Source organism: Tenacibaculum sp. SM2510 (assembly GCF_057002845.1).
Map to the genome: position 1 here is coordinate 1 of NZ_CP192703.1, position 25,341 is coordinate 25,341.

Here is a 25,341-nt window from a genome sequence, read left to right on the forward strand (position 1 = left end):
ATGACTAAAACTGCTGATTCAGTTTGGAATGAATGCTTGTCTTTCATAAAAGATAACATTAAACCCCAAGCGTATAAAACCTGGTTTGAGCCTATTAAGCCAACAAAATTGGCTGGGGAAGCTCTTACGATTCAGGTACCTAGTAAATTTTTTTACGAATGGTTAGAAGAGCATTATATTAAACTATTAAGAGTAGCTTTAGTAAGAGAGTTAGGTAGTGATGCAAAGCTAATATATGATGTACGTATGGAAAATACGTATAGTAGTAATAGTCCGCAAACAGTAAAAATTCCGAGTTCGAATCGTAATCCATTAAAACCTCAAAAAATAACTGTTCCTTTAGAATCTAAAAGAGAGTTGAAAAACCCATTTATTATTCCTGGGTTGCAAAAGGTTAAAATAGAATCTCAATTAAATCCAAATTATAATTTTAATAATTTTGTAGAGGGTGATGCAAACCGTTTAGCAAGGTCTGCAGGGATGGCAGTAGCAAATAAACCAGGAGGGACTTCATTTAATCCGTTATTAATTTATGGAGGAGTTGGTTTAGGGAAAACACATTTAGCACATGCAATAGGTGTTGAGATAAAAGATAAATATGCTGATAAAACAGTTTTATATATTTCTTCAGAAAAATTTACACAACAATTTATCGATTCTGTAAAATCGAATACTAGAAATGATTTTATTCATTTTTACCAAATGGTTGATGTATTAATTATTGATGATGTTCAGTTTTTATCAGGAAAAACAGGAACACAAGATGTATTCTTTCATATTTTTAATCATTTACATCAAAACGGAAAGCAAGTAATTTTAACTTCTGATAAAGCGCCTGTAGATATGCAAGACATAGAGCAGCGTTTATTATCTCGTTTTAAATGGGGATTATCAGCTGAATTACAAGCACCAGATTTTGAAACACGTGTATCGATACTTCAAAATAAGTTATATAGAGATGGTGTTGAAATGCCAGAAGATATAGTAGAATATATAGCGAAGAATATAAAATCGAACGTTCGTGAATTAGAAGGTGTTATTATTTCGATGATTGCACAGGCTTCTTTTAATAGAAAAGAATTTACGGTTGAATTAGCAAAAGAAATTGTTGATAAATTCGTAAAGAACACAAAGAAAGAAGTTTCGATCGATTATATTCAAAAAGTAGTATCGAAGTATTTCGATATGGATGTTGCTACTTTACAATCTAAAACACGTAAAAGACATATTGTTCAAGCGCGTCAATTAGCGATGTTTTTTGCCAAACGGATGACCAAATCTTCATTAGCAAGTATTGGAAGTCAAATTGGTAAAAGAGATCATGCTACCGTATTACATGCTTGTAAAACTGTTGATAATTTAACAGAAACAGATAAGCAATTTAAAAAATACGTGGAAGATTTAACGAAAAAGTTAACCTTGTAATTATGAAAAAAATACTAATGGTTTGTTTGGGGAATATTTGTCGTTCACCACTAGCCGAAGGTATTTTACAATCAAAATTATCGAACGAATTTTTTAAAGTTGATTCTGCAGGAACGGCGGGTTATCATGTTGGTGAGTTACCAGATGAAAGATCTATTGAAGTGGCTAAGAAATACGGAATAGATATTACAAAGCAACGTTCAAGAAAATTTATAAAATCAGATTTTAAAGAATTTGATTTAATTTTTGCAATGGATGAAAGTAATTATCACAATATTCTTTCGATAATTGATGAAAAAGAAGATGCTCGAAAAGTAAAAATGATTTTAAACGAGCAGTATCCATCAGAAAACAGAAATGTTCCAGACCCATATTACGGAGGTGATCAGGGTTTTGAAAATGTATATAAAATGTTAGATGAAGCTTGTGAAATTATTGCTTCAAAATTAGAATACTAATGAAAGGGAAATTATACTTAATACCAACAACTTTAGGAGAAACCGAACCGTTAGAGGTAATGCCTATATCGGTTAAAAAAGTAATAGAGCATCTTGATCATTTTATTGTTGAAAATGAAAAATCAGCAAGACGATTTATAAAAAGAATTACACCTAATAAAGCACAAGCATCTTTAGAGTTATTATTATTAGATAAGTATTCGAATGATATTGAAATTCGAAATTATTTGGACGTATGTGATAAAGGAATTTCAATAGGTTTATTGTCTGATGCCGGAGTTCCAGCGGTTGCAGACCCTGGAGCAAGTATTGTGAAATTAGCACATGAAAGAGGTATTCAGGTAGTGCCTTTGGTAGGGCCTTCGTCAATATTAATGGCAATGATGGGATCTGGTATGAACGGTCAGAACTTTGCTTTTAATGGATATTTACCTATCGATAAATCGGATAGGAAAAGAACTATTAAAGAATTAGAAAAGATTTCTAGGGATAAAAATCAAACTCAAATTTTTATTGAAACACCTTATCGAAATGAAAAAATGTTAGATGATTTACGTGCAACTTTATCACCAGATACACGGGTGTGCGTGGCATGTGATATAACATTACCATCTGAATATATAAAAACACATACGGTTAAGGAATGGCAAAATATAAAAACTGATTTACATAAACGACCTACCATTTTTATACTTCATAAAACATAAAAAAAGCCGTATCTTAATAAGATGCGGCTTTTTTTATGTTTTATGTGAAGCTTTAAACTCTCGCTTTTCTATTGGGCTTGATATTAGATACGTCATAGCCGGCAAATTTTTTCATATATGATCTTATTGAAGTTCCAAAAGCGTCGTTAAAGGTAAAAACTCCGTTTGATCGCAAGTATTTTTTAACGTTACCAGCACCACTTAAATGTGCTGCAGCCAAAATACCAGATTCGGTAATTTTAGTGCCGTTAATAGTTTTACCTACACTTCTTCTAATGTCTTTTCTTAAAATCCACTTATTTACTTTACAGTAAGCTATAAAAGCTTTTTCTTGTAATTCAGGAGTTTTAAGAAATTTTTGAGTATTGTAAATTCTAAACCTTTTTAAGGTTCCTCTTCCAAATTGATATTTACCTAAATAACCTAATTTGTTTACAACTCGATATCTCCCTTGTGATTCTTTAAAAGCTAAAGCTTCTTTAAAACCAACAAAATCTTTTACCAAGAAAGGAATATTAAAGTTTTCAGCATAATATGCTGTTTTCTTTGGTGTAAGTGTTGTTTTATCTTTTTTAACTACTGGAGTTGTAAAGCTAACGAGCGCTACAAAACCTATTAATAAAAATACTAAATACTTGATAATTAATTACTTTCTGTTTAGCGGTGCAAATGTACACTAATTAATATAAATCATTAGCAATCAATATGTTAAGATTATTGTGAAATGTGAATATTTCTCGTTATTGATGTTTTTTTTATTTAAAAATCAATGAAACAACAATTAAATTATTTTTACTTCAGTACTATGTGTGTTTTATTGAGAATAAAATTTTGTTAAGATTACCTAATAATTCCTCGTTGATTAATCCATTTTTGATATTTAGCAGCGTTTCTGTTATGTTGTGCTAAAGAGCTTGCAAAATCATGAAAACCAATATTATCTACACTTGCACACATATAATAGTAACCATGTTTTTTGTAATTTAAAACAGCATCTATTGATGAAACATCAGGCATTGCAATTAATGATGGAGGTAAGCCAGTATTTTGATACGTATTATAAGGCGATTTAATTTTAAGATCGTTATTCAATACACGTTTTACAACAAAGTCTTCACCTTTAAGTTGTTTAATAGCGTAGATTACTGTTGGGTCTGCTTGTAAAGGCCAACCGTCTCTTAACCTATTTAGATATAAACCAGCTACAATTGGGCGTTCGCTTTTTTGAGCCGTTTCTTTTTGAACGATAGAAGCCAATGTGGTAACTTCTTTTTTTGTTAAGTTTAATTTTTTAGCTTTTGCTAATCGCGCTGTATTCCAAAAGCGATTGTATTCAATAAGCATTTTATTACGGAATTTTTCAGCAGAGGTATTCCAATAAAATTCATAACTATTAGGAATATACATACCCAAAGCATTTTTTTGATTGAAACTGTTTTTAACTAAAAAGTCATTTTCTCTCATTACTTTTACTAAAGAAATAGAATCAGTTTCAATTTGTTCAGCAATTCTACCAGCTAGCTTTTCTAATGAATCTTGATTGTTAAAAGATAATTTTATCGGAGTTTGATTTCCGCTCCTCAATAAGTTAACCACGTCGTTTAAACTCATTCCTTTTTTAAGAATGTATTTTCCGCCTTTCGGTTTTGTGAATTTTTTCTTTTCAGCAACCCAAATAAAATTTTCAGGTTTGTCTATGTAATTAGATAGCTGTTTTTTTAAGCCATCAAAAGTATCATCAGATTTTACATAAATAGTGCCACTTTTAGTAACCGCTTTGCTAAATATTTTCTGATAAAAATTAAAACCAATAATTCCGCCAATTAAAAATACAATGGCAATAGCTACGTATAATATTTTCTTATTCATTTATTAATTGAAATAAAATTTCGTCTTTATATATATTGTTGCTTAGAATCCAATCTTTTTTAATGCCGATTTCTTTAAAATGGTGTTTTGTAAAAAGAGGAATGCTTTTTTTGTTATCGCTAGTAATATTAGCGTATAACTGGTGTAACTGTAAATGGGTAAAACAATACTTAGTTAATAGATGTAAAGCTTCAGAAGCAAATCCGTTTTGTTGATAATCAGGGTGAATTAAAATTCCGATACCGGCTCTTTTATGTTGCGGATTAAAATCAAAAAGATCAATCATTCCAATAGCATTTAACGAGGTATTATCTTCAATAACTAACCTTAGTTGCTTAGCCTCATAAATATCTAAATAGGCATTTTCTAAATATTGTTTTAAAATAAATTTAGAAAACGGAGCTTGTGTATGGCTAACTTCCCAGACGGATTCATTGTTTTCTATCTGAAACAAAAATTCTAAATCTTCGGGTTCAAGCGCTCTTAAATTTATAAGTGTACCTTTTAATGTATTCATTATAATTCAATTTCGCCTTTAAACACACAAACAGCTGGTCCTTTTAGAAAAATATTGCTAAATTTTCCATTTTTTTCATGAAAACTAACTTCAAGTAAACCGCCTTCAACTGGTAATTTAATTAGTTGTTCGGTTGTTTTTTTTGTAGCATACATTGCAATTGCAACAGCGGTAACTCCGGTTCCGCAAGCTAAAGTTTCATCTTCTACGCCTTTTTCGTACGTTCTTACTCTAAAGGTGTTTGTGTTTATTTGTTCTACAAAATTTACGTTACTACCGTTCTCACCATATATATTGTAGCGAATCTCTCTTCCTTTTTCGAAAACAGGGAAATTATCTAAATCAGCAACTATTTCAACATGATGTTGTGTACCTGTGTTAGCAAAAATATATCCGTCATTTAGTATTATCTCATTAACATCTATCATGTGTAATGATATAATATCATTATTTATTTCAGCATAATGAGTACCATCAAAAGCAGTAAAAGTTGTCTTAGAGTCAATAATATTTAATCGTTTGGCAAAAGCAACTGCACATCGCCCTCCGTTACCACACATAGTTTGGCTACCATCGGCATTGAAGTAAATCATTTTAAAATCGGTTGTAGCATCATTTTCTAAAAGAATTAATCCATCAGCTCCAATTCCAAAATGACGATTACATAGTTTTGAGACTAAGTTAATGTCGTTCTTCGGAAAGGTTTCTTTACGATTATCGATTATAATAAAATCGTTTCCAGTTCCTTGATATTTGTAAAAAGTAATGCTCATATAAAGCAAATATACATATTTTATTAGGTAATTAAGAGTGTTAAAAAGCGGTTAAAAAGAGTTAAAACAAAGTTAAACAGATTTTAGAAGTATGTTAAAATGTTATCTTTGAAATATTAAATTTTGTAAGCATATGAAAAAAATAATTGTAACATTAGGAATTGCCTTTTTAGGTGGAATAATAGCACTTGCAGGATATAAAGTACTAATGGAAAAACACCAAGTAGTAGCAGAGAAAAATGTAATACCAGCATTACAAACTGTAAATGCAAATTACACACCAACGGTTGTAAATTCATCATCTACGCCAACTGACTTTACAGAAGCAGCAGATAAAACGATTCATGCAGTGGTGCATGTTAAAAATACAGCAGTAAGAACACAACAAAACCCATATGCGCAACTTTTTGGACGAAATGGTACACGTAAATATGAGCAAGTAGGAACGGGGAGTGGTGTAATAATTTCACCAGATGGTTACATAGTAACGAATAATCATGTAATAGAAGGAGCGAGTGAAATTGAGATTACATTAAATAATCGTAAAAAGTTAAAAGCTGTTTTAGTAGGGACAGATAAGGGGAATGATATTGCTTTATTGAAAGTAGTTACTGATGAGGATTTACCGTATTTACCTTTTGGGAATTCAGATAATGCAAAAATAGGAGAATGGGTTTTGGCAGTAGGAAATCCTTATAATTTAACATCAACAGTTACAGCAGGTATTGTAAGTGCAAAAGGACGTGATTTAGATGGGAATAGAAATATCGAAGCTTTTATTCAAACAGATGCAGCCGTAAATCCTGGTAACAGCGGTGGAGCCTTAGTAAATACGAGAGGAGAATTAATCGGAATAAACACGGCTATATCATCTAAAACAGGTTCTTTTATTGGGTATTCTTTTGCAGTACCGTCTAACATTGCTAAAAAAGTAGTAGATGATTTATTAGAGTTTGGATCTGTACAAGAAGCTTTAATAGGTTTTGTTCCTTATGAAGATAAAGAAGGTGTAATTGAAGGGGTGAAAATAGATGGAATAGAAAGTGATAGTGAAGCAATAAAAGCAGGTTTATTAGAGGGGGATATTATAACCAAAGTAAACGACATTAAAATTTCTAAATTTTCAGATTTAAAAGGGCAATTAACAGCAAAAAGACCAGGTGAATATGTAAATTTAACAATTACTAGAGATGGCGAAGATTTAATGAAAACTGTAAAGTTGGGAAAAAAAAGCACATTTACTTCTTTTTCTTTCGGAGTACAATTAAAAGATTTATCAAAAAAAGAAAGAAAAAAATATGCAATAAAAGGAGGGGCAAAAATTACAGGAACCAATAATAAAGGATTTTTGTATTATAAAGTAGGAGCAGGTTATATTTTAACTAAAATAAACGGCAAAGAAATAGCCAATGCCTCTGAGGCTGTTGCTGTTTTAGATACTTACACAGGGAATCAACAAATGATTTTAGAGTTAATGAGCCCTGATGGAAAAAAAGAGTATTTTCGATTTTAAAATACATTTATAAGAAGGACAAATGTCGTTGAAAATTATTTTTCAGCGACATTTTTCTTTGATAAAAATATTTATGAAACCGTTTGAAATACTTATTTTTACAGCAAATTTTTAAAAATTTAGTTAACACACAACTATGTCAACAATAACAAATTACGAAAGTGAAGTAGTAGGTCAAGCGCAAGTAAGACGAGCTACAGTTGAATTTATTAATATCGTTAATGATTTATGGTATGATAAATCGATTGAATTAGTTTTATTTAGAAACCAATTAGTAGATAAAAGAGCTAGTGAGGTTTTAAATTTAATAGATTACGCTAAAGAATTCGTAGCGAAACCTATTTCGATTAACGATGCTTTAGAAATAGCAAAAGCAATACAATCTATCGATTTACCAGCATCAAAATTAGATATTGGTAAATTAGCATATGAGTATCATTTACAAGATGATAACAATGCAGATAAATTAGCTTTTGTACAAAATCAATTAAAAGACGCTACTGAGGCAGAGGGTATTAAGCCTAAGGATGTTGTGTTATATGGTTTTGGACGTATCGGTCGTTTATTAGCGCGTGAGTTAATGAGTAAAATGGGTAAAGGTTCTCAATTAAGATTAAGAGCAGTTGTTACTCGTGGTGAAATTAACGAAGCTGTATTAGAAAAAAGAGCATCCTTATTAAGTATCGATTCAGTACATGGAGATTTCTTAGGAACTGTTCAGGTAGATGTAGACAACAATGCGTTAATTATTAACGGAACTACAGTGTATATGATTTCTGCTGGTAAACCAGAAGATATTGATTATACTAAATACGGAATTAACGATGCATTAATTATAGACAACACAGGTGCTTTTAAAGATAAAGAAGCTTTAAGTCGCCATTTAGTGCCAAAGGGAGCAAGTAAAGTATTATTAACTGCGCCAGGAAAAGGAATTCCTAATATCGTACACGGAGTAAATCATGCTGAAAATAACCCTGATAATGTAGATATTTTCTCTGCAGCTTCATGTACAACGAATGCTATTACACCAGTATTAAAAGTATTAGAAGACAACTTCGGAATTAAAAAAGGACATTTAGAAACGATTCATGCCTATACTAACGACCAGAACTTGGTAGATAATATGCATAGTAAATACCGTAGAGGTAGAGCAGCCGCTTTAAACATGGTAATTACAGAAACAGGTGCAGGTAAAGCAGTAGCAAAAGCATTACCCGCTTTAGAAGGTAAATTAACATCAAGCGCTATTCGTGTGCCAGTTCCAAACGGTTCTTTAGCGATTTTAAATTTACAGTTAAACTCTAACACTACTGTAGAAGCTGTAAACGCTATTATGAAACAGTATGCTTTGGAGGGGGATTTGGTAGAGCAAATTCAATATTCAATAAACAATGAGCTAGTATCTTCAGATATTGTAGGTACAACAGCTCCTTCAATTTTTGATAGTAAAGCAACTATTGCAGATGGAAATACAATTGTAATATATGTATGGTACGATAACGAGTACGGATATTCTCATCAAGTAATGCGTTTAGCAAAACACATTGCAAAAGTTAGACGTTATACATATTATTAATATCTTATATTAAAGTAACTAAAATTGGTCAAAATTTTTAAAAAATATTTTGGCCTATTTTGTTTTTAAGGATTGAATGTTTTAGTTATTTACTATTATAATAACGTTTTTTGTAAAATGATAATAGCAGGTTTATTCCGAAATTGAATGAATTAAACATCAGGTAGACTACCCTAACTTTATTTAATCAAAAAATAAACTTTATGTATTAAACAAACTATACATAAAATGATACCAGGTATACATAATTAGTATCGTAAAGTGTTTTTTTATTGCAAATTGCAGTATAATACGCATGGAAATCATATTGATAAATTGGGGGATTAATCAATAATGAATTTTAAAAAAAAGCATCATCTTTCTAAGATGGTGCTTTTTTACGATATAACTTAAAAAGTATTAATGAATCATATTTGTTTTATTAATTCATACAGCCGCTATTGGTAATAGGTATATTAACTTTTAAAGGCGTAATTATTCTATGAAAAATATGTTTTAAAGTAGCATATAACTTTTACGGTAGAGGATTAATACCAAAAAGTTTTTCTTAAATTAGCTATAAAATTAATAACATGAAATTACTATTTTCTTCATTTTTAATAATGTTAATGATTGCGGTAACAAAAGCACAAACTAAATTACCGTATTACGAAATTCCTGAAGCAGCAACAGAATATACTGCAGGTGCAGTAGCAAGTAGAATGGTTGATGGATTAGGTTTTCGTTATTACTGGGCAACAGAAGGGTTAACAGTTAAAGATTTAATTTTTAAACCTAGTAAAGGAGCAAGAACATCTGAAGAAACTATAGATCATATTTTAGGATTATCTCAAGTAACTTTAAACGCTGTATTAAAGAAACCGAATGGAGATAAGCAACCTGAAATGACATTTGCAGAGAAGCGTAAAAAAACATTAGAGAATTTAAAACACGCAAGTGATATTTTAAGGATAAGTAAAGATGTGTCGCAGTATAAAATTATCTTTGGAGAAAAAGAATTTCCGTTTTGGAACGCTTTAAACGGACCAATATCTGACGCAACTTGGCATGTTGGTCAAATAGTTTCTTTTCGTCGTTCTTCAGGGAACCCAATATCAAAAGAAATTCAGTTTTTAACGGGTAAAGTAAAAAAATAACAAACTGTTAGCGCTATTATTTTAATGACAATTCAACAAAAAATACAATCGCTTCGCGATGAACTAAATCTACACAATTATAATTATTATGTGTTAGATAATGCAACTATTTCAGACTATGATTTTGATGTAAAACTGAAAGAATTAGAGAAATTAGAGACAGAAAATCCTGAGTTTTTTAATTCAAATTCACCAACCCAAAGAGTAGGGGGAGAAATTACTAAAAATTTTGAAACGGTTACTCATAAAAACAGAATGTATTCTTTAGATAATTCATATTCTAAAGAAGATTTACAAGATTGGGAAAAGCGTATTCAAAAAATGTTAGGTTCCGATGATATTGAATATACATGTGAACTTAAATACGATGGAGCATCTATCAATTTAACTTTCGAAAAAGGTGTGTTTGTAAAAGCGGTAACTCGTGGAGACGGTTTTCAGGGAGATGATGTAACACCTAATATTCGTACCATAAAATCAATACCATTGATACTTAATGGAGACTTCGTCTCTGATTTTGAAATGCGTGGAGAAATTATTTTACCTCTTGAGGGATTCCGTAAAATGAACGAAGAAAGAGTAGTAAACGGAGAAGAAGAGTACAAAAACCCAAGAAATACCGCAAGCGGAAGTTTAAAATTACAAGACAGTGCAGAAGTTGCAAAACGCCCATTAGATTGTTTGTTGTATCAGGTAGTTACAGAAGAACGAAAATATAAAACCCATTTCGAGAACTTAGAAAATGCACGAAAAGTAGGTTTTAAAGTGCCAGAAACAATAACGTTAGCAAAAACAATAGATGCTGTTTTTGATTTTGTAAATAACTGGGATGTTAAAAGACATGAATTGCCTTATGAAACAGACGGAGTTGTAATTAAGGTAAATAATTTACAGCAACAAGAAGAACTCGGTTATACCGCAAAAGCACCGCGTTGGGCAATTGCATATAAGTTTAAAGCAGCGCAAGTTTCAACAATATTAGAAGAAATAACATATCAAGTTGGACGAACAGGAGCCATAACACCGGTTGCAAATTTAAACCCTGTACAACTAGCAGGAACTATTGTAAAAAGAGCTTCGTTGCATAATGCAGATCAGATTGAAAAATTAGATATTCGAATAAATGATACTGTTTTTGTTGAAAAAGGAGGTGAGATTATTCCTAAAATTATAGCAGTAGACATATCAAAAAGATCTGATAATTCTGAACCTACAAAATACGCAACCAATTGCCCAGAATGCAATGCAGAGCTTGTAAGAAATGAAGGTGATGCAAAGCATTATTGTCCGAATGAGTTTGGTTGCGCGCCACAAATAACAGGTAGGATTCAACATTACATCAGTAGAAAAGCCATGGATATAGATGGTTTAGGAGGAGAAACGGTTGATTTATTGCGTAAAGAAGGGTTGATTGAGAATTATGCGGATTTGTATGATTTAACTGTTGGTCAGGTAATTCCGTTAGAAAGAATGGCGGAGAAATCTGCTCAGAATATGGTGGCAGGAATTGAGAAGTCAAAAGAAATTCCGTTCGAAAAAGTATTGTTTGCTTTAGGTATTCGCTTTGTAGGAGAAACTGTAGCAAAAAAACTAGCAAAGCATTTTAAATCGATAGACAATTTATTGGCGGCCGATTTAGAAACCCTAATTTCAGTAGATGAAATAGGGCGTAGAATAGCCCAAAGTATTATCGATTTTTCAAATAATTTAGAAAATATTCAATTAATTAATAGGTTAAAATTTCATGGTGTTCAGTTAGAGGTTTCGACAGAGAGTTTGGAAGGTCAAACAGACAAACTTGCAGATAAAGTATTTGTGGTTTCAGGTGTTTTTCATCAAATGAGTAGAAATGAGCTTAAAAAAGCAATTGAAGATAACGGCGGAAAAGTAAGTTCATCAATATCTAAAAAAACAAGTTTTATTGTTGCTGGTGATAATATGGGGCCAAGTAAATTAGCGAAAGCAGAAGGTTTAGGTGTTTCTATTATTTCGGAGCAAGATTTTATTGATATGGTTAATTAGTAGGGTTTAGAAATGAATAAAATGTCATAGAGAGAAACGAAGCAGTCTCTTTAAACAGATTGCTTTATTATGTATGTAATGTTGAAGTTAAAAAAATGAATAAACAATTAAAAATAACTATTACATCAATCATATTTCTATTAGTAGCTATTATAGATGTATATGCAGTAATAACTCAAAATAAAAGTTTAGAAATAATTTTTAAACCTTTACTAATGACAACGTTGGTAATAGTTTATTTGTTCTCGGTTAAAAAAGCTAATTTTTGGCTGGTTTCAGCATTGTTTTTCTCTTTTTGGGGAGATGTATTTTTATTAGATAAAACAAATTATTTTATATTCGGATTGGCTTCTTTTTTAATAGTCCATGTTTTGTATATAAAAATGATATCTAAACTTTTACCGAAAAAACCTATTGTTAAAATATTAAAAGCAGCAATGCTTTTTGTACTGTTCTTTTTAGGTGTATTATTTTTAATAAAAGATAATATAGGAGAAATGCTAGTTCCTGTAATTGTATACGGAATTGCCATTTCAGGTTTTGGCACTTGTGCTTTGTTAAATTATCAACAAGAAAAAACATTAGCAAATTTATGGTTATTACTAGGGGCTATTTTGTTTATAGCATCCGACAGTTTAATAGCTTTAAATAATTTTTACAGCCCAATGTATTTGTTTGATGTTTTAATAGTTGTTTTATATATTATATCTCAGTACCTTATATGTAAATCGTTAATTTTAAAATAAATGTAATGCCCCCTAAAACTATTGAGTTTATATTGAAAATACTATTTTTCTTTGTTTCGGCAATGTATCTATACGCAGTTTTTGTAGAGTTTAATAGTTTAAAACCGTTTTTAATACCTTTACCTACAATCGTTTTAGGTTTTTTATATCTTCTAAAAGTAAAGAAAAAGGATAATAGAGTTTTATTGGCTATGTGTCTTACGGTAATAGCTGCTACTCTTAATACTATTCAAGGGTTTTTCTTGATATCAGTGTTGTTTTTTAAAATAGAGCATTTACTATTTATTAAATTAGTAATTGACTATATAAAACCTAAGAAACGAGAGTTTTTGCCTTTGTATATATTAATTTTTTCATTTTTTTTCATTTTGATATTTTTACTTATTTACGGCGAAACAGAGAAGGACCTTAATTATAAGATAAGTCTTATTTATGGTTTTATTTCCTTTTCATTATGCGCCATAGCTTTTACTAATTTTTTATACACCATGAGTAAAGCGAATTTATTACTTTTTATAGGTTTTTTTATAGCGATAGCATCCGATTGTGTTTATGCTATTGGTTTGCTAGATCAAACAATTTCATACTCTATCTTTTTAGGTCAGTTTTTATATTCGGTTTCTTATTATTTTATATATACAGGCTTTATAGAAAAAGATAAATATAAAATTGAATAGTTTTTTTGCTAAGTTTTTTTTGTATTAAAAAACATTTTTATTGTTACTTTTAATAAGTGTTGTTACATGTATTAAATAGTATTTTTGCCACATGAAGATAAAATTTTTATACATCGTTGTTTCTTTAGTTTTTATAGGGTGTAAAACAGAAAAAATATCCTTAAATTTTTTAAATGAATTTATAGTAAAAGATTCATTAAAGTATGAGAACACAATTATTGGCGGAATTTCAGGAATTAACTTTCATAATAATCAATATTATATGGTAGTTGATGATGTTAAAAACCCTAGAATTTTAGTTGGAAATATATTTGTAAAAAAAGATTCAATTAAGTTAGTAAGTTTTAAAAAAGTAATTGAAATAGACACTTCAAGTCAGTTTTATAAAAATAATGCTTTAGATTTAGAATCTGTTTTTGTTGATGGCCATCAAATTAACTTAGTAAGTGAAGGCTCAATTAAAAACGGAAAAAATCCTTCTGTTTTTAAGGTTGATAGTTTAGGAAGAGTTATTGAGCACATTACAATTCCTACATACTTTAATGCATTGTCTAAAGCAAAACCAAAGCACAATGCAGCATTTGAAAGCTCTTCGAAAAGTTATGATGAAAAAGGTTTTTGGGTTGCAATGGAAGCTCCACTTAAAGCAGATGGAGAAGAACCTACGTTTTATAAAACACAATCTCCAATAAGGATTACTTATTTTGATAAAAGTACAAGTGTGGCTATAAAACAGTTTGCATATCAATTAGAAAAAATAGACAAGCCAGCAAAAGGAAAAGTAAACTTAAATGGTGTGACAGCTATTTTAGAATATGCTAAAAATAATTTTTTCGTTGTAGAAAGAACTTATCAAAGTGGTTATGGAGCTTTCGGAAATACGGTTAGAATTTTTAGCGCAACGATTAACGAAAAAAGTACAAATACTTTAGCTATCCAATCGTTAAAAGAAGAAAAGTATATTCCACTTAAAAAAGAATTGTTATTCGATTTTGCATCAGTTAAAAATGTGTTAACAGATAAAATTATTGATAATATTGAAGGAATTACTTTTGGGCCAATGCTATCAAACGGAAATAGATCTTTAATATTAGTTTCTGATGATAATTTTCAGGTATATGGTAAGCAACTCAATCAATTTTTATTGTTAGAAATTGAAGAGAAATAATGTATTTTAGCAGTAGTAACTATATAAAATGATAAACAAACTTAAACATAAATCTATTCAAAAAACATACAATAATATCATTGTACAAAAAAAGGAAAAGATTTATAAAACGAATAAAGTAGCACACGTTGTAATTATTCTAGATAATGAATCTTTACAGAATGTAATGGTCGCCAATTTAATAAATAAGCTACCTTTTAAAAAGGAGAATATTACAGTGTTAATTTATAGAGAATATTCAAAAAAGCAAGAAACATCGCCTACGTTTTTTACAGATAATGATTTTGGTTTTAAAGCGAGTTTAAAATCAGACAATTTGAAAAACTTCGTTAAAAAAGAATATGATTTGCTTATTAACTACGTAAAGACGCCAAATTTATATACCAATATAATAACTTTGTTATCTCAAGCATCTTTAAAAACAGGTTTTGCAGGAATTGATGATAGATTGTATGATCTTGTTATTTCTGACGAAGGACTAAATGAGGCAGTTTTAAATCAAGAATTAAAAAAATATTTAACAATATTAAACAAAATATAATGCAAAAATTTGTTGGTACAGGGGTCGCTTTAGTAACTCCTTTTAACGAAGATTTAAGTGTAGATTTTAATGCGCTTAAAAAGTTAGTGAATTTTAATATCGATAACGGTACAAATTACTTAGTTATTAACGGTACTACGGCTGAAAGTGGTACTATTACAAGAAAAGAAAAGGAAGAGGTAATTAAGGTAATTGCAAACGAAAACAAAGGAAGGTTACCTTTGGTTTTAGGTGTTGGGAGTAATAATACACAAACAGTCATAGACGAATTAAATTCTTTAGATTTATCAAATATAGATGCTATTTTATCAGTAGCACCATATTATAACAAGCCAACACAAGAAGGTTTTTATCAGCATTTTAAAGCCATTTCTTTAGTAAGTTCAAAGCCAATTATTTTATATAATGTACCTGGTAGAACTGCTAAAAATATGGAGCCAGATACTATTTTACGCCTAGCGAATGATTTTAAAAATATAATAGGAGTAAAAGAAGCAGCAGGAAGTCAGCAGCAATATTTAGAATTATTAAAAGATAAACCAAAAGATTTTTTAATTATTTCAGGTGATGATGATTTAGCTTTAGGAGTTGTTTTAGCAGGTGGGGCAGGAGTAATATCTGTTATAGGACAAGGATTGCCAAAAGAGTTCTCAAAGATGATTCAGTTAGGTTTAGCAGGTAAGAATAAAGAAGCGTACGAGATTCATTATCAGTTAATGGATATTGTTGACTATATTTTTGAAGAAAATAACCCAGCGGGAATTAAATCAGTATTAATGAAACAAGGAATTTGTTTAGATGAAGTTCGTTTACCTTTAGTTAAAGCAACAGAAGAATTACAAACAAAAATTTCTGATTTTATAGATAATCTATAATTTGTCTAAACAAAAATACCATTTATAAGAGGCTACAGTTTTTTAATTGTAGTCTTTTTTTAGCATCTTTGTTCAATAGTTTCTTGTCAAAATTAAATTTGTTAAGGAATATAATTTCAAAAAAATAAAAATATGTTATCAAAAATAATAGAAAGCGCTTTAAATGAGCAGATAAAAGTAGAAGCAGAGTCATCACAAATATATTTATCAATGGCATGTTGGGCAGAAACTCAAGGTTTTGAGGGCGTTTCTCAATTTATGTATGCACATTCAGATGAAGAGCGTATGCACATGTTAAAGTTAGTAAAGTTTGTAAACGAAAGAGGAGGACATGCAAAAGTATCAGAATTAGCAGCGCCACCTGCAGAGTTTGGTTCTTTTAAAGACATGTTTCAAACCTTATTTGATCATGAGGTAATGGTTTCTGAATCAATTAATGATTTGGTTCATATAACCTTACAACAAAGAGATTATGCAACCCATAACTTCTTACAATGGTATGTATCTGAGCAAATAGAAGAAGAAGCATTAGCAAGAAATATTTTAGACAAAATTAATTTAATTGGCGATGATAAAGGAGGTTTATATTTGTTTGATAATGATGTAAAGCAAATAGTGGCTCAAGGTGCAGCAAACACAGCTGAATAAGATTAACAAACATTTAGGTATTTATACCTGTTTTTATAACATATTTTATGGTTTATTGCAATACTCTACTTAGAGTTAAAAAACGTTTTAATAATCCATAATTAATCACTAATTTTGCCAAATGCAAAAAATTAAAAATTTAGCGTATTTAGTTGTAGCGGTAATAGTGTTACAATCATGTAGCTCATACCACAAAACTTTAAATAAGGGAAGTGTTGAGGAGCAATACAAAATGGCCGTAAAAATGTACGAAACACAAAAGTACAGTAAAGCCTTGCGTTTGTTCGAAAAAGTAACACCTTCATATCGTGGTAAACCGCAAATGGAGCGTATTCAATTTATGGTTTCTCAATCTAATTTTAATGAGAAGAATTATAGTATAGCGGGATATTATTTTAATAGGTTTACAAGAAACTATCCTAAAAGTTCAAAAAGAGAAGAAGCCGCTTTTTTATCAGCATTAAGTTATTATAAAGCAGCGCCAAGTTTTAGTTTAGATCCAACAGATACAAATAAAGCGTTAGAATCTTTTCAAGGTTTTATTGATAGATACCCTGAATCTGATAAATTAGACGAAGCAAACAAGTATTATGTTGAGTTACGTAATAAATTAGAGAAAAAAGCGTTTGAAATAGCGAAAACATATTACAAAACCGCGGCTTACGATTCTAGAAACTACAGAGCAGCAATTGTAGCTTTCGATAATTTGTTGTCAGATTATTTAGGAACTAAATATAAAGAAGAAGCATTATATTTTCGTTTAAAAGCAGCACATGATTTTGTGTTAAAAAGTACGCAACGTAGAAAGGCTGAAAGAATTAAAGCAGCTATAAAAGCGTATGATAAGTTAAATAGAAGCTTTCCAGAATCTAAATTTATGGAAGATTCGAATGAAATGTTAGCAACATTAAACAAGGAACAAGAACAATTAGTTAAAAGTTAAAAAATGGATTATAAAGAAACGAAAGCGGCATTAAGTACTATTACTTATAACAAAGAAGCTATCGAAGCTCCAACAGAAAACATTTACGAAGCTATTTCTATCATAGCAAAAAGAGCGAATCAAATTAATTCTGATTTAAAGAAAGAATTAGTTGATAAGTTAGATGAGTTTGCTACTTATAACGATAGTTTAGAAGAAGTATTTGAAAACAAAGAACAAATTGAAGTTTCTAAATTTTACGAACGTTTACCAAAACCTCATGCTATAGCTGTAGATGAATGGTTAAACGGTAAAGTATATTACAGAACTCCAGACGTAGAATAATATGTCTGTATTAAGCGGTAAAAAAGTATTACTTGGTGTTACCGCTGGTATTGCCGCGTACAAAACAGCGAACTTAGTTCGTTTATTTATAAAATCTGGCGCAGAAGTTACCGTAGTAATGACTCCTGCGTCTAAAGATTTTATTACTCCACTTACACTTTCCACATTATCTAAAAACCCCGTTCATTCTACTTTTTACGAAAAAGAAGATGAAAACGAATTGTGGAATAATCATGTTGATTTAGGGCTTTGGGCAGATGTTATGATTATTGCTCCTGCCACCGCAAATACCTTGTCTAAAATGACAAACGGTACTTGCGATAATTTATTATTAGCAACATATTTATCGGCAAAATGTCCTGTATATTTCGCACCAGCAATGGATTTAGATATGTATCAGCATCCATCAACCAAGAAAAGTTTAGATAGTTTACAAGACTTTGGCAATATCTTAATTCCTGCTACTTCAGGCGAATTAGCAAGCGGATTGGTTGGAGAAGGCCGTATGGCAGAGCCAGAAGATATTGTTTCTTTTATAGAAAAAGACATTGTTTCTAAACTACCACTTCGGGGAAAAAAGCTGTTGTTAACTGCAGGTCCCACTTATGAAGCTATTGATCCTGTTCGTTTTATAGGGAATCACTCTTCAGGTAAAATGGGATTTGAAATAGCAAAAGCAGCTGCTAATTTAGGAGCTGAAGTTTTTTTAGTTTCAGGACCATCACATCAAAAAGTAAATCATTCTTTTATTCATAGAGTTGATGTGAAATCAGCAGAAGAAATGTATAAGGCTTGTCATAAGTATTACGGCGAAGTAGATATTGCTATTTTATCGGCTGCTGTAGCAGATTATCGACCAAAAAATGTGGCTAATCAGAAAATAAAAAAGAAAGATTCGTCGTTAGTAATAGAGTTAGAACCTACAAAAGATATTTTAAAGTCTTTAGGCGAAGCTAAAAAGAATCAGTTATTAGTAGGTTTTGCTTTAGAAACAGAAAATGAAGTAGAAAATGCTAAAGGCAAAATAGTAAAAAAGAATTTAGATTTAATTATCTTAAATTCACTGCAAGATAAAGGTGCAGGTTTTGCAACTGATACCAATAAAATTACGGTTATTGATGCTGATTTTAATGAAAAATCATTCGAATTAAAATCTAAAAAAGCAGTAGCAGTAGATATTATAAACGAGATTATAAACAAAGTTAGTTAAAATAACGATCGTCTTCTCGAGTATTATTGAAAAGTGAAATTTTTTACTTTGAAGATACAAACGCAGTTTTTCGAGAGATTTTAATTGGTCTCGGCTGCACTCGACCTGACAAATAAAATTATATTAAATGCGTACGTTTTTCTTTTTAGTTTTTATTTTATCATCAGTTTTTACAATACAGTCGCAAGAGCTTAATGCTTTAGTTACTATAAATACAGATAAAGTTCAGAGTAGTAATAAACAGGTTTATGAAACACTTCAAAAATCTTTAACGGAGTTTATTAATGAAAAGCAATGGACAAACAAAAGCTTTAAACAGCAAGAACGTATTAATTGCGCTTTTACAATTATTGTAAACGAGCAAAATGGTAATAATTTTAGAGCAAGTATTCAGGTGCAATCTACAAGACCTGTATATGGTTCTAGCTATGCAACACCTGTATTAAACCTTAATGACACTAATTTTAACTTTCGCTATAACGAATTTGATCCGTTAAACTTTAATCCTAATACTTACGAATCGAACTTAATATCAATCATCGCTTTTTATGCGTATGCAATTATTGGTGTAGATGCAGATACGTTTGCTTTAAAAGGAGGAACAGATTATTTAAAGGCAGCAGAAAATGTTGTCTTACAAGCACAATCTAATGGCGAATTAGGTTGGCAGAATCAAGTAGGAAAACAAAATCGTTTTGCGTTGATTGATAATTTATTGTCATCTAAATTTAATCCGTTACGTACTATTTATTACGATTATCATAGAAACGGATTTGATAACTTATCAAACACTAAAGAAGTTGCTAAAGAAACTATTGAAAAAAATGTAATAGCGTTAGATAAGCTTTACAATATAACAATAGGTAATTACATGGTTCGTGTTTTTTTAGATGCTAAAAGTGATGAAATAGCAAATGTTTTTTCTGATGGTAAGCCGGTCAAAAACACACAACAAATGCTAAGTGTTTTAAAGAAAATAGCGCCTACTTATAAAGATAAGTGGAAGAAGATTAAGTAAGTATGAAAAAAACTAGAATAGCTTTTATAACAGTTCTTTCAGTTATTATGTTGTATATAATTTCAATGGGAATTATAAAGAATGGCTTGGGTAAAAAAGAATTTTTTTTACTAGTTTTTGTGCTTTTATCAATTTTGATTGATAACGTATTATCAAGAAGAAAAAAACAATAAACTTCCGTTCTTTTTAAAGTGCTATAATTCAATCAAAATTTGTATTTTTATTCTTTTAAAGAATAGAATTTGCTTATACAATTATCCATACATAATTACGCGTTAATCAATCAGTTATCGATTGATTTTACAAAAGGTTTATCAATCATAACAGGTGAAACCGGAGCAGGGAAATCCATTTTATTAGGAGCCTTGGGCTTGGTAATGGGAAACCGTGCAGATTTATCATCTTTAAAAAACACTGAAAAAAAGTGTGTTATTGAAGCTAAATTTGCTGTTGAAGGTTATGATTTACAACGTTTATTTGAAAAACTAGATGTAGATTATGAAACAGAAACGATTATTCGAAGAGAAATCCTTCCTTCAGGTAAGTCGAGAGCTTTTGTAAATGATACGCCTGTAAATTTATCGGTTTTAACAGCTTTAAAAACAAAGCTAATTGATATTCATTCGCAACATCAAACATCGCAACTTTCAGATGTTAGCTTTCAGTTTTCTGTGTTAGATGCTTTGGCTAAGAATCAACCAAAGATAGCATCTTATAAAAGAGGATTAAAAAAGTATTCAGCATTAAATAAGGATCTTAAAATTCTTCAGCAAGAAACTGAAAAATCCAACGAACAGCATGAGTATAATTTGCATTTATTTAACGAGTTAGAAGAAGCAAATTTAAAAAGTGATGAGCAAGAAGCTTTAGAAGAAAAATTAGAGCGATTAAATAATATAGAAGAAATAAAACTGAGTTTATCAGAATCTTTAGAGATATCTGTAAATGAAGAAATAGGATTACAAAATTTATTGTATTCGCTAGAAAATAGTTTGCAAAAAATAAGTGGATATTCTAAAAAATACGAAGAGATTTCTAACAGAGTTACGAGTATAAAATTAGAGTTAGATGATGTTGTTTCTGAACTAGAAAATGAGAATGAAGCGGTAGATTTTAACCCGAATGAAATAGAAGAATTAAATGATAGATTACAATTAATTTACAATCTTCAGAAAAAACACGCGGTAGATTCTATTAAAGAATTACAGGCTATCCACGAAGCACTATCAGAAAAAGTATCGCAAGTAGCCAATGCAGGAACGTTAATTGAAGCAAAAAATGCTGAGATAAATGAAGTAGCTAAAAAGTTAGATGAAGTTGCTGTGATGATAACTAAAACGAGAAACAAAGCTATTCCGAAATTACAAAAAGCCTTAGAGTTTTTGTTAACAGAACTAGGAATGCCAAATGCACGTTTTTCTATAAAACTAACAGCATCAAAAGAGTATTTTACAAACGGAAAAGATGTATTAGATTTTTTATTCTCTGCAAATAAAGGTGGTAATTTCGGAGAACTTAAAAAAGTAGCCTCTGGTGGAGAACTATCAAGAATTATGCTTTCAATAAAAAAAATATTATCAGAAAACATACAATTACCTACCATTATTTTTGATGAAATAGATACCGGAGTTTCAGGTGAAGTTTCAAACAAAATAGCAAAAATAATGCAAGATATGGGTACAAGTATGCAGGTAATTACTATTACACATTTACCACAAATTGCAGCAAAAGGATTGCAGCATTATAAAGTGTATAAAGGAGAAGAAAAAGGCGTAACAACATCTAATTTAAAGTTGTTGTCTAATGAAGAAAGAGTAGTAGAAATAGCTGAAATGTTAAGCGGAAAAGATATTTCAGAAAGTGCTTTAACACATGCTAAAGAGTTATTGAATTAAAATTATGAGCGAAGACAATGCAGAAAACTTATTTTTTGAAGCTGATCAATTAATTGATGAGAATAAAATTATAGAGGCAAAAGAAGTTTTAAGAGATCTATTAAATGAATATCCAGATTATGGTAGGGCACATAATCACTTGGGTTGGTTGTATAGTGTGAAATTTAACAACCATCCAAAAGCCAAAAATCATTTAGAATTGGCTATAAAGTTTGCACCAAGTCATCAAGGAGTTTATACGAATTATGCCTATTTGCTTATAGAGATGAATCTTTTTGATGAAATGCTTGTTTTCGGAAAAAAAGCAATTGATAATAATATTGCTGATAAGGGAACTATTTATAATAAAATGGGACAAGCTTACGAGTTAAAAGGAGAATTAATGAATGCTTTTAAACAATATAAACTATCTGTAAAATCAGCTATTAATAACCAGTTTATAGATGAAGTATATGCATCTGTAAATAGGGTTAAAGGTAAGATGAGTATTTTACAAAAGTTAAAACTTATTAACGATTAAACATATAATTATGTACAATTTATTAAAAGGTAAAAAAGGAATTATTTTTGGCGCATTAGATGAAAATTCTATTGCTTGGAAAGTTGCAGAGCGTGCACATGAAGAAGGAGCAGAATTTGTATTAACCAACGCACCAATAGCAATGCGTATGGGACAAATTAAAGAGTTAGCTGCTAAAACTGGGTCAGAAATTATACCAGCTGATGCTACTTCTATGGAAGATTTAACAAATTTAGTTGAAAAATCTATGGAAATTTTAGGCGGTAAAATCGATTTTGTTTTACACTCAATCGGTATGTCGGTAAACGTTCGTAAAGGACGTCATTATACCGATTCTAAATACGATTTCACTACCAAAGGGTGGGATGTTTCAGCAGTGTCTTTTCACAAAGTAATGAATGTTTTATACAACAAAGAAGCCATGAATGAATGGGGAAGTATTGTTGCGTTAACCTACATGGCGGCACAAAGAGTTTTTCCTGATTATAACGATATGGCAGATAATAAAGCTTATTTAGAGTCGATTGCTCGTAGTTTTGGATACTTTTTTGGTCGTGATCATAAAGTACGTGTAAATACAATTTCTCAATCGCCAACACCAACTACTGCCGGACAAGGGGTAAAAGGGTTTGACGGGTTTATTTCATACGCCGAAAAAATGTCTCCGCTAGGTAATGCTACTGCGTTAGAATGTGCAGATTATACGATTTCGATGTTCTCTGATTTAACGAAAAAAGTAACTTTACAGAATTTATTTCATGATGGCGGATTCTCTAATATGGGAGTGAGCGAAGCCGTAATGGAAAAGTTTGAGTAATATTAGGTAAAGTGATAAAGAATAAAAAATGCAAGTCGTTAGATTTGCATTTTTTATTGATAAAATTATTAAAATGAATACAATTTTAGATATTGAAAAAGAGTTGGCTCCTTTAAGAAAACAGTTAAAAGAGCATACTTTATATACATCCTTAAAAAGGATAGAAGATGTAAAGATATTTATGGAGTCACATGTTTTTGCGGTATGGGATTTTATGTCGTTGTTAAAAGCTTTACAAGAAAAATTAACATGTACTACCTTGCCTTGGCTTCCTGTGGTAAATCCTAAAACAGCAAGATTTATTAATGAAATAGTTTTAGGGGAAGAAACAGATGTAAACGAATTAGGAGAGCCTAAAAGTCATTTCGAAATGTATATTGATGCTATGAAGCAAGCAGAAGCAAGTACCGTTGAAATAGCTAGTTTTATAAATAGCATTATTGAGCATAATACTATTGAAAAATCTTTAAACAAATGTTTAGTTTTAAAAGAAGTAAAAGAGTTTGTGTCATTTTCTTTTAAGGTAGTTGATACTCAAGAACCTCATATTATTGCGGCTAGTTTTACTTTTGGAAGAGAAGATGTGATTCCGGATATGTTTTTAGAAATTATTAAGAATACAGAAGAGAATTCAAGTTTAAACTACAACAAACTAACCTATTATTTAAAAAGACATATAGAGTTAGATGGAGACGAACATGGGCCATTATCTTTAAGGATGATAGAAGAATTATGCGGTAATGATGCACAAAAGTGGAATGATGTTTTATATTATGCTAAAGAATCTTTAAGGAAAAGAATTAATCTTTGGAACGGAATATCAAGACAAATAATAAACAATACTGTGAACTAATGAAACTAAATTTCTCTGTAATAATTCCGGTTTACAATCGTCCGCAAGAAATAGATGAGTTGTTAGAAAGTCTTACGAAACAAGATTTTTCTGATGATTTTGAAGTAATTATTGTAGAAGATGGTTCAGAAGATTCATCGGAAAATATTGTAGAAAATTACAAGAGTCAACTTGATTTAAAATATTTTTATAAAGAAAATAGCGGAGCAGGAGCAAGTAGAAATTACGGAATGCAACAAGCTACCGGAAATTATTTTATAATTTTAGATAGTGACGTTATTGTTCCGCCTCAATATGTATCAGAAGTAAAAAAAACCTTAGAAAATAATTTTACGGATGCCTTTGGTGGTCCAGATGCTGCACATAAAAGTTTTACCGATTTACAGAAAGCAATTAATTATTCGATGACGTCGGTTTTAACTACTGGCGGAATTAGAGGTAAGAAAAAAGGTGTTGGTAAGTTTCAACCACGTAGTTTTAACTTGGGATTATCAAAAAAAGCTTTTGAAAAAACAAACGGATTTTCAAAGATGAAAACCGGTGAAGATATCGATTTAACATTTCGCTTATGGGAAAACGGATTAGAAACACAGTTAATTGAAAAAGCCTTTGTGTATCATAAACGTAGAAGTACGATATCGCAGTTTTTTAAACAAACATATTCATTCGGATCTGCAAGGCCAATTTTAAATAAAAAGTTTCCAAAAACTGCTAAAATTACCTATTGGTTTCCGAGTTTATTTATCCTCGGATTTGATATTAGCATTCTTTTTGCAATTTTTGGTTATTGGCATTTTATTGCTTTCTACGGATTTTACTTTACGTTACTATTTATAGATGCATTAATTCAGAATAAAAATATAAAAGTTGCTTCTTTAAGTATTTTCACCTCTTTTACACAGTTTATAGGTTACGGCTTGGGTTTTTTAGAATCGAAGTTTTTTCCTGAAAAATAAACTTGTTTCATTCCGAATTTATTTCGGAATTACATAAAGATTGACAATTAATCATGATGTGAAGCTGAAACAAGTTCAGCTTGACGTGAAATAAAACGTCATCACGAGGAAGTATGAAGAAGTAATCTCACCTTATTAAAAAGAGATTGCT

At 30.3% G+C, this 25,341-nt stretch carries 26 protein-coding genes; 22 read left to right on the forward strand and 4 right to left on the reverse strand.

The genetic code is table 11. The features are described from left to right. The 3 genes from dnaA to ACQ629_RS00015 are packed head-to-tail and all read left to right on the forward strand — an operon-like array spanning window position 1 to window position 2,590. The gene (gene dnaA, locus ACQ629_RS00005) at window positions 1–1,425 is read left to right on the forward strand and encodes a chromosomal replication initiator protein DnaA (RefSeq protein ID WP_483705695.1); all 1,425 of its coding nucleotides are present in this window, start codon (window positions 1–3) and stop codon (window positions 1,423–1,425) included. Between the two features lie 2 nt (window positions 1,426–1,427). Next, window positions 1,428–1,883: a low molecular weight protein-tyrosine-phosphatase gene (locus ACQ629_RS00010; RefSeq protein ID WP_483705697.1), complete on the forward strand. Its 456-nt coding sequence runs from the start codon at window positions 1,428–1,430 to the stop codon at window positions 1,881–1,883. Beyond that, window positions 1,883–2,590 carry an SAM-dependent methyltransferase gene (locus ACQ629_RS00015; RefSeq protein ID WP_483705699.1) on the forward strand — a complete coding sequence of 236 codons (708 nt, stop codon included), beginning with the start codon at window positions 1,883–1,885 and terminating at the stop codon, window positions 2,588–2,590. The genes ACQ629_RS00010 and ACQ629_RS00015 overlap by 1 nt, the downstream gene beginning before the upstream one ends. A gap of 52 nt (window positions 2,591–2,642) precedes the next feature. Here ACQ629_RS00015 and ACQ629_RS00020 read toward each other — a convergent pair whose 3' ends face one another. The 4 genes from ACQ629_RS00020 to dapF all read right to left on the reverse strand — a co-directional run bounded on the left by ACQ629_RS00020 (window position 2,643) and on the right by dapF (window position 5,749). After that, the gene (locus tag ACQ629_RS00020; protein WP_483707233.1) at window positions 2,643–3,206 is read right to left on the reverse strand and encodes a peptidoglycan-binding protein LysM; all 564 of its coding nucleotides are present in this window, start codon (window positions 3,204–3,206) and stop codon (window positions 2,643–2,645) included. 224 nt (window positions 3,207–3,430) lie between these two features. After that, window positions 3,431–4,459, reverse strand: a complete 1,029-nt coding sequence (gene mltG, locus ACQ629_RS00025) for an endolytic transglycosylase MltG (protein WP_483705701.1) — start codon at window positions 4,457–4,459, stop codon at window positions 3,431–3,433. Further along, entirely contained in the window at window positions 4,452–4,976 is a 525-nt protein-coding gene (locus ACQ629_RS00030; protein WP_483705704.1) for a GNAT family N-acetyltransferase, read from the reverse strand. Before ACQ629_RS00030 ends, mltG begins: the two co-directional genes overlap by 8 nt. Then, a complete protein-coding gene (gene dapF / locus ACQ629_RS00035) occupies window positions 4,976–5,749 on the reverse strand; it encodes a diaminopimelate epimerase (protein ID WP_483705706.1) in 774 nt (257 codons plus the stop codon). The genes ACQ629_RS00030 and dapF overlap by 1 nt, the downstream gene beginning before the upstream one ends. A 133-nt stretch (window positions 5,750–5,882) precedes the next feature. Between dapF and ACQ629_RS00040 the strand changes: the two genes are divergently transcribed. The 19 genes from ACQ629_RS00040 (at window position 5,883) to ACQ629_RS00130 (ending at window position 25,190) form a co-directional block, all read left to right on the forward strand. Further along, a complete protein-coding gene (locus tag ACQ629_RS00040) occupies window positions 5,883–7,262 on the forward strand; it encodes a trypsin-like peptidase domain-containing protein (RefSeq protein ID WP_483705708.1) in 1,380 nt (459 codons plus the stop codon). Between the two features lie 136 nt (window positions 7,263–7,398). Beyond that, window positions 7,399–8,841 carry a glyceraldehyde-3-phosphate dehydrogenase gene (locus tag ACQ629_RS00045; protein WP_483705710.1) on the forward strand — a complete coding sequence of 481 codons (1,443 nt, stop codon included), beginning with the start codon at window positions 7,399–7,401 and terminating at the stop codon, window positions 8,839–8,841. A 572-nt stretch (window positions 8,842–9,413) separates the two neighbouring features. Beyond that, window positions 9,414–9,977 (forward strand): hypothetical protein, encoded by a 564-nt coding sequence (locus ACQ629_RS00050; protein ID WP_483705712.1) that lies wholly within the window; start codon window positions 9,414–9,416, stop codon window positions 9,975–9,977. Between the two features lie 24 nt (window positions 9,978–10,001). After that, on the forward strand, window positions 10,002–11,999 hold the full coding sequence (gene ligA / locus ACQ629_RS00055; RefSeq protein WP_483705714.1) for an NAD-dependent DNA ligase LigA: 1,998 nt from the start codon (window positions 10,002–10,004) through the stop codon (window positions 11,997–11,999). A gap of 95 nt (window positions 12,000–12,094) precedes the next feature. Continuing rightward, window positions 12,095–12,745 (forward strand): lysoplasmalogenase, encoded by a 651-nt coding sequence (locus ACQ629_RS00060; RefSeq protein WP_483705716.1) that lies wholly within the window; start codon window positions 12,095–12,097, stop codon window positions 12,743–12,745. A 32-nt stretch (window positions 12,746–12,777) separates the two neighbouring features. Further along, entirely contained in the window at window positions 12,778–13,422 is a 645-nt protein-coding gene (locus ACQ629_RS00065; protein WP_483705718.1) for a lysoplasmalogenase family protein, read from the forward strand. Window positions 13,423–13,513: 91 nt separating this feature from the next. Then, entirely contained in the window at window positions 13,514–14,590 is a 1,077-nt protein-coding gene (locus tag ACQ629_RS00070; protein ID WP_483705720.1) for an esterase-like activity of phytase family protein, read from the forward strand. Between the two features lie 28 nt (window positions 14,591–14,618). Beyond that, window positions 14,619–15,131: a DUF6913 domain-containing protein gene (locus tag ACQ629_RS00075; protein ID WP_483705722.1), complete on the forward strand. Its 513-nt coding sequence runs from the start codon at window positions 14,619–14,621 to the stop codon at window positions 15,129–15,131. Continuing rightward, the gene (gene dapA, locus ACQ629_RS00080) at window positions 15,131–16,006 is read left to right on the forward strand and encodes a 4-hydroxy-tetrahydrodipicolinate synthase (RefSeq protein ID WP_483705724.1); all 876 of its coding nucleotides are present in this window, start codon (window positions 15,131–15,133) and stop codon (window positions 16,004–16,006) included. Before ACQ629_RS00075 ends, dapA begins: the two co-directional genes overlap by 1 nt. Window positions 16,007–16,138: 132 nt before the next feature. Next, complete coding sequence (locus ACQ629_RS00085; protein WP_483705726.1) at window positions 16,139–16,654, forward strand: ferritin; 516 nt, start codon at window positions 16,139–16,141, stop codon at window positions 16,652–16,654. A gap of 121 nt (window positions 16,655–16,775) precedes the next feature. Beyond that, on the forward strand, window positions 16,776–17,597 hold the full coding sequence (locus ACQ629_RS00090; protein ID WP_483705728.1) for an outer membrane protein assembly factor BamD: 822 nt from the start codon (window positions 16,776–16,778) through the stop codon (window positions 17,595–17,597). A 3-nt stretch (window positions 17,598–17,600) separates the two neighbouring features. Continuing rightward, window positions 17,601–17,921 (forward strand): DNA-directed RNA polymerase subunit omega, encoded by a 321-nt coding sequence (locus ACQ629_RS00095; RefSeq protein ID WP_483705730.1) that lies wholly within the window; start codon window positions 17,601–17,603, stop codon window positions 17,919–17,921. Window position 17,922: 1 nt separating this feature from the next. Then, entirely contained in the window at window positions 17,923–19,131 is a 1,209-nt protein-coding gene (gene coaBC, locus ACQ629_RS00100) for a bifunctional phosphopantothenoylcysteine decarboxylase/phosphopantothenate--cysteine ligase CoaBC (protein WP_483705732.1), read from the forward strand. A 127-nt stretch (window positions 19,132–19,258) separates the two neighbouring features. After that, window positions 19,259–20,149: a type IX secretion system protein PorD gene (gene porD, locus ACQ629_RS00105; protein WP_483705734.1), complete on the forward strand. Its 891-nt coding sequence runs from the start codon at window positions 19,259–19,261 to the stop codon at window positions 20,147–20,149. Between the two features lie 242 nt (window positions 20,150–20,391). Continuing rightward, window positions 20,392–22,044, forward strand: a complete 1,653-nt coding sequence (gene recN, locus ACQ629_RS00110) for a DNA repair protein RecN (RefSeq protein ID WP_483705736.1) — start codon at window positions 20,392–20,394, stop codon at window positions 22,042–22,044. Window positions 22,045–22,048: 4 nt separating this feature from the next. Beyond that, window positions 22,049–22,564, forward strand: a complete 516-nt coding sequence (locus tag ACQ629_RS00115) for a hypothetical protein (RefSeq protein WP_483705738.1) — start codon at window positions 22,049–22,051, stop codon at window positions 22,562–22,564. Between the two features lie 10 nt (window positions 22,565–22,574). Next, the gene (locus tag ACQ629_RS00120) at window positions 22,575–23,381 is read left to right on the forward strand and encodes an enoyl-ACP reductase FabI (protein ID WP_483705740.1); all 807 of its coding nucleotides are present in this window, start codon (window positions 22,575–22,577) and stop codon (window positions 23,379–23,381) included. A 73-nt stretch (window positions 23,382–23,454) separates the two neighbouring features. Beyond that, on the forward strand, window positions 23,455–24,234 hold the full coding sequence (locus tag ACQ629_RS00125; protein WP_483705742.1) for a DUF3050 domain-containing protein: 780 nt from the start codon (window positions 23,455–23,457) through the stop codon (window positions 24,232–24,234). Beyond that, on the forward strand, window positions 24,234–25,190 hold the full coding sequence (locus tag ACQ629_RS00130) for a glycosyltransferase family 2 protein (protein ID WP_483705744.1): 957 nt from the start codon (window positions 24,234–24,236) through the stop codon (window positions 25,188–25,190). The genes ACQ629_RS00125 and ACQ629_RS00130 overlap by 1 nt, the downstream gene beginning before the upstream one ends. Window positions 25,191–25,341 lie beyond the last annotated feature (151 nt).

What these genes read in the sequence shown, in the direction of transcription:
- ACQ629_RS00050 (WP_483705712.1), top strand. Translation starts at nt 9,414, where the DNA reads ATGAAATTACTATTTTCTTCATTTTTAATAATGTTAATGATTGCGGTA.
- ACQ629_RS00115 (WP_483705738.1), top strand. Translation starts at nt 22,049, where the DNA reads ATGAGCGAAGACAATGCAGAAAACTTATTTTTTGAAGCTGATCAATTA.
- porD (WP_483705734.1), top strand. Translation starts at nt 19,259, where the DNA reads ATGCGTACGTTTTTCTTTTTAGTTTTTATTTTATCATCAGTTTTTACA.
- coaBC (WP_483705732.1), top strand. Translation starts at nt 17,923, where the DNA reads ATGTCTGTATTAAGCGGTAAAAAAGTATTACTTGGTGTTACCGCTGGT.
- ACQ629_RS00075 (WP_483705722.1), top strand. Translation starts at nt 14,619, where the DNA reads ATGATAAACAAACTTAAACATAAATCTATTCAAAAAACATACAATAAT.
- ACQ629_RS00090 (WP_483705728.1), top strand. Translation starts at nt 16,776, where the DNA reads ATGCAAAAAATTAAAAATTTAGCGTATTTAGTTGTAGCGGTAATAGTG.
- ACQ629_RS00130 (WP_483705744.1), top strand. Translation starts at nt 24,234, where the DNA reads ATGAAACTAAATTTCTCTGTAATAATTCCGGTTTACAATCGTCCGCAA.
- ACQ629_RS00040 (WP_483705708.1), top strand. Translation starts at nt 5,883, where the DNA reads ATGAAAAAAATAATTGTAACATTAGGAATTGCCTTTTTAGGTGGAATA.
- ACQ629_RS00045 (WP_483705710.1), top strand. Translation starts at nt 7,399, where the DNA reads ATGTCAACAATAACAAATTACGAAAGTGAAGTAGTAGGTCAAGCGCAA.
- ACQ629_RS00125 (WP_483705742.1), top strand. Translation starts at nt 23,455, where the DNA reads ATGAATACAATTTTAGATATTGAAAAAGAGTTGGCTCCTTTAAGAAAA.
- mltG (WP_483705701.1), bottom strand. Translation starts at nt 4,459, where the DNA reads ATGAATAAGAAAATATTATACGTAGCTATTGCCATTGTATTTTTAATT.
- ACQ629_RS00010 (WP_483705697.1), top strand. Translation starts at nt 1,428, where the DNA reads ATGAAAAAAATACTAATGGTTTGTTTGGGGAATATTTGTCGTTCACCA.
- ACQ629_RS00070 (WP_483705720.1), top strand. Translation starts at nt 13,514, where the DNA reads ATGAAGATAAAATTTTTATACATCGTTGTTTCTTTAGTTTTTATAGGG.
- ACQ629_RS00085 (WP_483705726.1), top strand. Translation starts at nt 16,139, where the DNA reads ATGTTATCAAAAATAATAGAAAGCGCTTTAAATGAGCAGATAAAAGTA.
- ACQ629_RS00120 (WP_483705740.1), top strand. Translation starts at nt 22,575, where the DNA reads ATGTACAATTTATTAAAAGGTAAAAAAGGAATTATTTTTGGCGCATTA.
- dapF (WP_483705706.1), bottom strand. Translation starts at nt 5,749, where the DNA reads ATGAGCATTACTTTTTACAAATATCAAGGAACTGGAAACGATTTTATT.
- dapA (WP_483705724.1), top strand. Translation starts at nt 15,131, where the DNA reads ATGCAAAAATTTGTTGGTACAGGGGTCGCTTTAGTAACTCCTTTTAAC.
- ACQ629_RS00060 (WP_483705716.1), top strand. Translation starts at nt 12,095, where the DNA reads ATGAATAAACAATTAAAAATAACTATTACATCAATCATATTTCTATTA.
- ligA (WP_483705714.1), top strand. Translation starts at nt 10,002, where the DNA reads ATGACAATTCAACAAAAAATACAATCGCTTCGCGATGAACTAAATCTA.
- ACQ629_RS00095 (WP_483705730.1), top strand. Translation starts at nt 17,601, where the DNA reads ATGGATTATAAAGAAACGAAAGCGGCATTAAGTACTATTACTTATAAC.
- ACQ629_RS00015 (WP_483705699.1), top strand. Translation starts at nt 1,883, where the DNA reads ATGAAAGGGAAATTATACTTAATACCAACAACTTTAGGAGAAACCGAA.
- dnaA (WP_483705695.1), top strand. Translation starts at nt 1, where the DNA reads ATGACTAAAACTGCTGATTCAGTTTGGAATGAATGCTTGTCTTTCATA.
- ACQ629_RS00030 (WP_483705704.1), bottom strand. Translation starts at nt 4,976, where the DNA reads ATGAATACATTAAAAGGTACACTTATAAATTTAAGAGCGCTTGAACCC.